The sequence below is a fragment of the Candidatus Burkholderia verschuerenii genome (assembly GCF_001189365.1).
Classification (GTDB): domain Bacteria; phylum Pseudomonadota; class Gammaproteobacteria; order Burkholderiales; family Burkholderiaceae; genus Caballeronia; species Caballeronia verschuerenii.
The window spans coordinates 23116-30579 of the sequence record NZ_LFJJ01000052.1; the positions used below are offsets into that span (position 1 = coordinate 23116).

Here is a 7464-nt window from a genome sequence, read left to right on the forward strand (position 1 = left end):
CCGATTATCCGCCTCTGGTCTTACCACGGCAAACCGCTAAACATTTGCTCACATCGCGGCACATCCTGTCATATCGTCAGTGATGGTCGCGCGGGTCCTCGAAAGTCTCGCGCAGCGCGATCTGCATCGTCGCGTGAATCTTGACGCACCAGCGCCACAGCACCGTCAGCAGCAGCGCGCGCACAATAGCACGGCGACCATCAGGCCGAACGGCGGCAGGATACCGCCCGACAACGCCGCGACCAGTAGAAACACGCCGAACATCGCGACGATCGGAATCAGCCCCGACACGGCCGAGCGGATCGCGCGCGTGAAACGTCCCGCCTTCGCCGGCTGCACGCTGATTTCGGCGAGCAGCAGCGCCAGCGACTCCAGCTTGCGATACACCGCGACCAGAAACGGCAACGCGACGATCAGCGCCGCGCCCCACAGCACGACGCGCTGCGCGTTGTCGGAGTCGAGCCAGCGCGCCAGATAGTTCGACGCGAACGGCGCCGAATACGACGCGCCGAGAAAAATCGCCGCGACCAGCGCGAGATTGATCGCGATCTGGAGCACGATGCGCTTGGTCATCGAGAACAGCGTCGGGCCGCCGCTCGCGGGCGTCAGATTCGACAGCCATTGCGAATACATGCCGAAGGTGTTGGCAAGCGGCACGGGCATCGCGCTGGCGAGACGCATGGTGATCGGATCGGCGGCGCGGATCAGGTACGGCGTGAACAGCGTCGTCAGCGCGGAGACGGCCACCGCGATCGGATAGAGAAAGCCGCTCGTCACCTTAAGCGACAACCCAAGCGAGGCGATGATGAACGAAAACTCGCCGATCTGCGCCACGCTCATGCCGACGCGCATCGCGGTGCGGCCGTCCTTGCCGGCGAGAAAAGTGCCGAGCCCGCACGACACGATCTTGCCCGCGACCACCGCGATGGTGATCACCGCGATCGGCCACGCATACTGCACGAGCACGGTCGGATCGAGCAGCAGGCCGATGGTGACGAAGAAAATCGCCGAGAACATGTCGCGCACCGGCGCGATCAGATGCTCGATGCGCGCGAGATTCTTCGATTCCGCCATGATCGCGCCGATCAGAAACGCGCCGAGCGCGATCGAATAATCGAGCTTCACGACCATCAGACAGAACGCGAAACAGAAGCCCAGCACGGTGACGAGCAGCATCTCGTCGCGCCCGGATCGCGCCACATAATCGAGCGCGCGCGGCACGGTCAGAATGCCGACCACCAGCGACACCGTCATGAACAGCAGCAGCTTGCCGAGCGTGACGAACGCCACGCCCGCGCTCACCGAGCCGGTCTGCGCGATGCCCGACAGCAGCACGAGCATCGCGATGGCGAGAATATCCTCGACGATCAGAATGCCGAACACGAGTTGCGCGAAGTTCGCGCCCTTCATGCCGAGCTCGGACAGCGCCTTGACGATAATCATCGTCGACGAAATGGCGAGCATCGCGCCGAGAAACAGCGAATCCATCACGCTCCAGTCGAACCATCGGCCGATCTCGTAGCCGATCCAGATCATCAGCACGATCTCGGAGAGCGCGGCGACGAAGGCCGTCGCGCCGACGCGAAACAGCTTGCGCAGGCTGAATTCCAGCCCGAGCGAAAACATCAGAAAGACGACGCCGAGTTCGCCGAGCGTCTGAATCGTCGCTTCATCGTGGATCAGATTGAACGGCGGCGTGTACGGCCCGATGATCACGCCCGCGACGATATAGCCCAACACGACCGGCTGCCGCATGCGGTGAAACAGGACCGTCACGACGCCGGCGATCGCCATGATCACCGCGAGATCCTGAATAAAGCCGATCGCGTGATGCATTCATCGATTCCTTACAAAAAAATAACGGGACAAAGCGATAGTACCGCACCGCAGGCGATTTGCTGCGTTCGGGCAAGCGTCTAGACGGGACGAACGGACGGCGCGCATCGCGAAGGTGCATGCGCGCGCTTTGAACTAAGGGGAACTGCAAGCCCGCTCAGAACGAGCGGGCCAAAACCGACAGACGGCGATCAGACCGCCGCTTCGTTTTCCTCGCCGGTGCGGATACGAATCACGCGCTCGACATCCGCGACGAAGATCTTGCCGTCGCCGATCTTGCCGGTGCGCGCCGCGCCGATGATCGCGTCGATGACCTGATCGGTTTGATCGTTGGCCACGACGACTTCGATCTTCACCTTCGGCAGAAAGTCGACCACATACTCTGCACCACGATAAAGCTCCGTGTGACCTTTCTGACGGCCGAAGCCCTTCACTTCCGTGACCGTCAGGCCGGTGAGGCCGACTTCGGCCAGCGCTTCGCGAACTTCGTCGAGCTTGAACGGTTTGATGATGGCGGTGATGCGTTTCATGACGTGCCTCGCTTCGATATCAAGGTGTTCAAAAGGGTGTTCGTCACGCGCGTGCCTGATACACACACGATGCGTGACTGATGCATTCGATTCTAGCCGCGTTTCGTCGCGAAAGCGGTTCGGTTAACCGCGAGTTGAGCGAATAATCCGCGCTTTCATGCACGACACGAGTGCATCCGCGATCAAGGCTTCTCGACCGGAATGCGTTCGAGGTCCTTGAGCCACACGGTTGCCTGCGAATCGCTCGGTGCGCGCCAGTCGCCGCGCGGCGACAGCGAGCCGCCCGATCCGACCTTCGGCGCGTTCGGAATGCATGAACGCTTGAACTGGCTGGTACGGAAAAACCGGTCGAGGAAGATCGCGAGATTCTTGCGGATCGCCGCGAGATCGTACTGATTGCGCGCGACGTCCGGACCTTCGGGCCAGTTGCCCCGATTGCGATCGTGCCATGCGTGCAGTTCGAGAAACGCGACCTTCGACGGCGCGAAACCGAAGCGCAACGTGTAGTACAGATTGAAGTCCTGCAATTCGTACGGCCCGATGACGCTTTCCGTCTTCTGCTCGACCGCCCCGCTCTTGCCGGGAATCAGTTCGGGGCTGATATCGGTGCTCAGAATATTGTCGAGCACTTCGGTGCCCGCATAGCCGATCTGCCCCGACTCCGCGACCCAGCGCACCAGATGCGTGATCAGCGTCTTCGGCACGCTCGCGTTGACGTTGTAGTGCGACATGTGATCGCCGACGCCATACGTGCACCATCCGAGCGCAAGTTCGCTCAGATCGCCCGTGCCGATAACGATCGCGTTGTTGAAGTTCGCGAGCCGGAACAGATGGCTGGTGCGCTCGCCCGCCTGCACGTTCTCGTAGGTGATGTCGTATTGCTCCGCGCCCGTGCTGTGCGGATGGCCGATATCCGACAACATCTGCACGCAACTCGGACGGATATCGATTTCCTGCGCCGTGCAGCCGATCACTTCCATCAGTTCGCGCGCCTGCTTGAGCGTGCGCTCGCTGGTGGCGAAACCGGGCATCGTGTACGCGAGGATATTCGCGCGCGGCAGGCCGAGCCGGTCCATCGCTTTCGCGCAGACGAGCAGCGCGTGCGTCGAATCGAGTCCGCCCGACACGCCGATCACCACCTTCGACATCCGCGACGATTGCAGACGTTGCAGCAAGGCCTGCACCTGAATGTTGTAGACCTCGTTGCAGCGTTCGTCGCGACGCGCGGCATCGGACGGCACGTAGGGGAAACGTTCGACGCACCGCTCGAGCGCAAGCTTTCCCTGACGCGGAATCGGCAACGGGAATTCGATCACATCGAATCGTTCGACTTCCTCGATATGCCGATGCGTCGAGCGCCCGAAAGTGGTTTGCCGCATCCGTTCGCGCGACAGACGTTCGAGATCGACATCCGCGAAAATCAGATGCGACGCGCCGGAAAAGCGCTCCGACTCCGCCAGCAACTCGCCGTTTTCGTAGATCAGACCTTGCCCGTCCCACGCCAGATCGGTGGACGATTCGCCATCGCCCGCCGAGGTGTACAGATACGCGGCGATGCATCGCGCGGACTGCTGCCCGACCAGCTGATGCCGATACGCCGACTTCCCCACGACAATATTCGACGCCGACAGATTCACCAGCACGGTCGCGCCCGCGAGTGCCGCGAACGACGACGGCGGAATCGGCACCCACACGTCCTCGCAAATCTCGACGTGAAAGCGGAACAGCGGCAGGTCCGCGATCTGGAACAGCAGCGACGCGCCGAACGGCACGCTCTGTCCGCACAGCGAGAGCGTGCGCGTGGTGGCGGCATCGGCGGGACTGAACTGGCGTGCTTCGTAGAACTCGCCGTAGTTCGGCAGATAGCTCTTCGGCACGACGCCGCGAATCGCGCCATCGGCGATCACGATCGCGCAGTTGAAGAGCTTGTGCTCGGCGCGTACCGGCGCGCCGACGATCATCGCGATCTTCAGCGTCTTCGAGGCTTCGACAATGCTTTGCACCGCGGCTTCGCAGGCATCGAGCAAGGCGCGCTGATGGAACAGGTCGTCGCACGTATAAGCGGAGATGCCCAGTTCCGGAAACGCGACCAGCACCGCGCCGCGCACGGCCGCCTGTTTGGCGAGCTCGATGGTTTCCGTCGCGTTGTATTCGGGATCGGCGACCTTGCACAGCGGCACTCCGACGGCGACGCGCGCAAAGTCATGACTGTACAGGTTGAAGAATTCTTGACTCATGGTGCGCGTGGGCGAGTAGACGTTTAAGCGTTTAAGCGAGCGAATCGAATGAAGGCGCGACGATTATCGCACGCGCTTTCAGGTCTTTTTTCTGAACGGCGTATGCGCTTCGAGCTCTTCGATATGCTGATCCATCGCTTCGGTTTCGGCATCGAGAAACTCGCTGATCGCATGCGCGAAACGCTGATCCGCGATCCAGTGCGCGGACCACGTAGGCGTCGGCAACATGCCGCGCGACATCTTGTGCACGCCCTGCGCGCCGCCTTCGAAGCGCGCCAGCTTATGCGCGATGCAATACGCGATGCCCTGCATATAGCACGTCTCGAAGTGCAGCCCGGAGATGAATTCGCGCGTGCCCCAATAGCGTCCGTACATCACGTCGCCGCCGATCATGTTGAGCGCGCAGGCGAGGCGCTGGCCGTCGGCTTCGGCGATCACGAGCAGCATGCTGTCGGGCGCGTCGTCATGAATGCGCCCGAAGAATTCGCGCGTCAGATACGGCGGATTCCAGTGCTCGCGATAGGTGTTCTCGTAGCAGTCGTAGAAGAAGTCGAGCGCCGCCTGATCAATCTCCGCGCCGCGCAGCCACGTATAGGTGACGCCCGCATCCGCCACGCGCCGGCGATCCTGCTTCACCTTCTTGCGCTTGTCGTGGCTCATCGTCGCGAGAAAGGCGTCGAAGTCGTCGAAGCCGCCGTCGGGCGCGTTTTCCCAATGGAACTGCACGCCTTCGCGCAGCATGTAGCCGGCATCGGTCAGCGCTTCGATATCCTGCTCCTGCGGAAACAGCACATGCAGCGACGAGATATCGAGGCTGCGCGTCAGTTCGATCGCGCCGCGCGCGAGCAGCACGCGATCTTCGTGATCGGCCGCGATCAGACGCGGCCCGCTCACCGGCGAAAACGGCACGGCGGACAGCGCCTTCGGGTAATAGCGCACGCCGTGACGTTCGAAGGCATCGGCCCAGGCGTGATCGAACACGTATTCCCCGCGCGAGTGCGCCTTGAGATACAGCGGCATCGCGCCGGCGAATTCGTCGCCCCGCTTCAGAATCAGATGATGCGCGCGCCAGCCCGTGCGCTTGACCGCGCAGCCGGTTTCCTGCAACGCCGCGAGAAACCCGTGACGCACGAACGGGTTGTCGCCGGCGAGCCGGTTCCAGTCGTGCGCCGGGATTTCATCGAGCGAATCGACCACATGAATTTCGACCTCGCGCTTCAACAGGCTACCTCGCTGAATGGACGGCGGGCGCAGCGACGCAGGCAAGACACCACGCGAAACTCGCGCCCGAAAGCGGCTATTCTCGCGCAAGTCGGTGAATGCCGCCCGCGCGCCGACGGCCTTTCCGTGCCCCGACACGGTGCTTTCAGCGATAATGCGCGGCACATCATCGCCGAGCGCCTATGCCCTGGTTCCTCTATCTGATCGAATGCGCCGACGGCAGCCTGTACACGGGCGTCGCCACGGACGTTGAAGCGCGCTTCGCCGCGCATCTGTGCGGCAAGGGCGCACGCTACACGCGCGCGCGCAAGCCGGTGCGCGTGCTGGCGTCGTTCGAACTGGCGGGACGGTCGGAGGCGTTGCGGGCGGAATATCGCGTGAAGCGGCTGAATGCGCAGCAAAAGCGCGAACTGATCGCGGGCGTGCGCACGCTCGATTCGCTGCTGCCTCAGCCCGAAACCAGCGAAGAATAAAAAAGCCGTCGCATCGACTCGCGATGCGACGGCTTCGTCATCCAAAAAACGCGCTTACTTCTTGAAGTTCGCCGCGCCTTCCGAGATTTCCTTGTGGGCGGCATCGATGCCGTCCCAGCCTTCGACCTTCATCCACTTGCCCTTTTCGAGCGCCTTGTATTGCTCGAAGAAGTGCTTGATCTGATCCATCAGATGCGAGGGCACGTCCTCGATCGACTTGATGTTCGCCGTCATCGGGCAGATCTTGTCGTGCGGCACGGCGATCAGCTTCGCGTCGACGCCGGATTCGTCCGTCATCTTCAGCATGCCGAGCGCGCGCGAACGCACGACCGAGCCTGCCAGCAGCGGGAACGGCGTGATCACCAAGACGTCGACCGGGTCGCCGTCGCCGGAGAGCGTCTGCGGAATGAAGCCGTAGTTGGCCGGATAGCGCATGCCGGTGCCGATGAAACGATCGACGACGAGCAGGCCCATGTCCTTGTCCGCTTCGTATTTGACGGGATCGCTCTGCGCCGGAATTTCGATGATGACGTTGAAATCCTGCGGGAGATCCTTGCCGGGAGGTACGTTATTGAAGCTCATGAGCGCTCTCTTTGGAGAAGTTGGGTTCCGAAATCGGTGCAACGCCGTCGAAACGCGATGGGTTTGATAGCGTGATACGACACTCAGGCATTATAGCCAAACGAGTTTTACGCTCCGGCGGGCGCGGAACGTCGGCGCGATAATCGGTCCGAACAGACGCAAAGGAGACGTGTCATGGAAGACGCCAGGCATTTCATCGATAACCAGTGGGTCGCGCCATCGGTCGGCGAAACGATTCCCGTGGTCGATCCCTCCGATGGCCGGATTTTCGCGCAGATCGCGCGCGGCACGCCCGCCGATATCGACCGCGCCGTGGCCGCCGCCCGCCGCGCCTACAACGGCTCCTGGGGCGCGACCAGCGCCGCCGAGCGCGGCCGCATCCTCGCGCGCCTGTCGATGCTGATTTCGGCCTGCCACGAGGACATCGCCCGGATCAAGGCGCGCGACACCGGCAAGCCGCTCAAGCAGGCGCGCGCGGACGCGACCGGCATCGCGCGCTATTTCGAGTTCTACGCGGGCGCGGCCGACAAGCTGCACGGCGAAACGCTGCCGTATCAGACCGGCTTTACCGTGCTGACAATTCGC

6 protein-coding genes and 1 pseudogene are annotated in these 7464 nt (G+C 62.5%); 2 read left to right on the top strand and 5 right to left on the bottom strand.

Annotated elements, in window-relative coordinates; genetic code table 11:
* Positions 1–76: 76 nt before the first annotated feature.
* The 4 genes and pseudogenes from BVER_RS11940 to BVER_RS11955 all read right to left on the bottom strand — a co-directional run bounded on the left by BVER_RS11940 (position 77) and on the right by BVER_RS11955 (position 5824).
* Positions 77–1836 (bottom strand): annotated as a pseudogene (locus BVER_RS11940) (cation:proton antiporter).
* Between the two features lie 191 nt (positions 1837–2027).
* Entirely contained in the window at positions 2028–2366 is a 339-nt protein-coding gene (gene glnK, locus BVER_RS11945; RefSeq protein WP_008342452.1) for a P-II family nitrogen regulator, read from the bottom strand.
* A 182-nt stretch (positions 2367–2548) separates the two neighbouring features.
* On the bottom strand, positions 2549–4603 hold the full coding sequence (locus tag BVER_RS11950; protein WP_050453481.1) for an NAD(+) synthase: 2055 nt from the start codon (positions 4601–4603) through the stop codon (positions 2549–2551).
* Positions 4604–4681: 78 nt separating this feature from the next.
* The gene (locus BVER_RS11955; protein ID WP_050453482.1) at positions 4682–5824 is read right to left on the bottom strand and encodes a GNAT family N-acetyltransferase; all 1143 of its coding nucleotides are present in this window, start codon (positions 5822–5824) and stop codon (positions 4682–4684) included.
* A gap of 182 nt (positions 5825–6006) precedes the next feature.
* Between BVER_RS11955 and BVER_RS11960 the strand changes: the two genes are divergently transcribed.
* Positions 6007–6297, top strand: coding sequence for a GIY-YIG nuclease family protein (locus BVER_RS11960; RefSeq protein WP_050453483.1), 291 nt, complete (start codon positions 6007–6009; stop codon positions 6295–6297).
* A 54-nt stretch (positions 6298–6351) separates the two neighbouring features.
* Here the strand turns inward: BVER_RS11960 and ppa are convergent, their stop codons facing one another.
* A complete protein-coding gene (gene ppa, locus BVER_RS11965; protein WP_050453484.1) occupies positions 6352–6879 on the bottom strand; it encodes an inorganic diphosphatase in 528 nt (175 codons plus the stop codon).
* A 174-nt stretch (positions 6880–7053) separates the two neighbouring features.
* Here ppa and BVER_RS11970 point away from each other — a divergent pair.
* A partial coding sequence (locus tag BVER_RS11970; RefSeq protein WP_157056027.1) for an aldehyde dehydrogenase family protein occupies positions 7054–7464 on the top strand: 411 nt, incomplete at its 3' end.